This window comes from Clostridium sp. ATCC BAA-442, from assembly GCF_964239415.1.
Lineage (GTDB): Bacteria > Bacillota > Clostridia > Oscillospirales > Oscillospiraceae > Flavonifractor > Flavonifractor plautii.
Genome location: NZ_CAXSQB010000117.1, coordinates 1 through 632, shown reverse-complemented (window position 1 = coordinate 632; position 632 = coordinate 1). Strand labels below are relative to the sequence as shown.

Below are 632 nucleotides of genomic sequence, written 5' to 3'. Positions count from 1 at the left end.
TCCGCCTCCATGACAGGCGGGCGTCATGTCCCTTCTCCGGGGCCGTCAGACGCTCTAGGCTACCCGGTATAGTGTCTCTCCACAGCCATTCGCCGCCAGAGGGGCGCGACCCCTCATGCCCCGAATAGTGGGGTGGTGTTCGACCGGCGGCATATTGCACACAGAGGGGGTGGCGGCAGATGCACCGACGCCACCCCATCCGTGTGAAGGAGGAAGGGGAATGGGAGCGCAGGGGCATACGCTCCCACACTCCCATTCTAAAGTAAGATTCTTTCTTTGCTGTCCAAAAAAGGACAATTTAAAAAATTTTACCTAAAATTTGTTCGTCCGGTTAAGTAGTCCAAACTTACCTCATAGTAGTCAGCCAACGCAATCAAGGCCGCCATATTAGGACGCGCCTCCCCACGCTCATACTTTCTTACCGCACCACTCGGTAGTCCGCATAGCTCCGAAACCGTCACCATGCTTTTGACTGGTCTTTTCTCTTCTCTTAACCTTCTCAGCCTCTCCGGGAACTCGTTCACGGGCTATCCCTCCTTCGGCGGGTCTGGGAGTGGCATCCAGTGGGTGATTTTACCCGCACTGGGCCCAATATCCGTCATCCATTCACCCCACAAAATCCAACCTACAGA

General features: G+C 55.1%; 2 protein-coding genes. Both read right to left on the bottom strand.

Going from position 1 to position 632, the window contains the following annotated elements; genetic code table 11:
- Positions 1-308: 308 nt before the first annotated feature.
- Positions 309-524 carry a helix-turn-helix domain-containing protein gene (locus tag ACESY8_RS19730; protein ID WP_498794974.1) on the bottom strand — a complete coding sequence of 72 codons (216 nt, stop codon included), beginning with the start codon at positions 522-524 and terminating at the stop codon, positions 309-311.
- Between the two features lie 3 nt (positions 525-527).
- Entirely contained in the window at positions 528-602 is a 75-nt protein-coding gene (locus ACESY8_RS19725) for a DUF551 domain-containing protein (RefSeq protein ID WP_154024631.1), read from the bottom strand.
- Between the last annotated feature and the right edge of the window lie 30 nt (positions 603-632).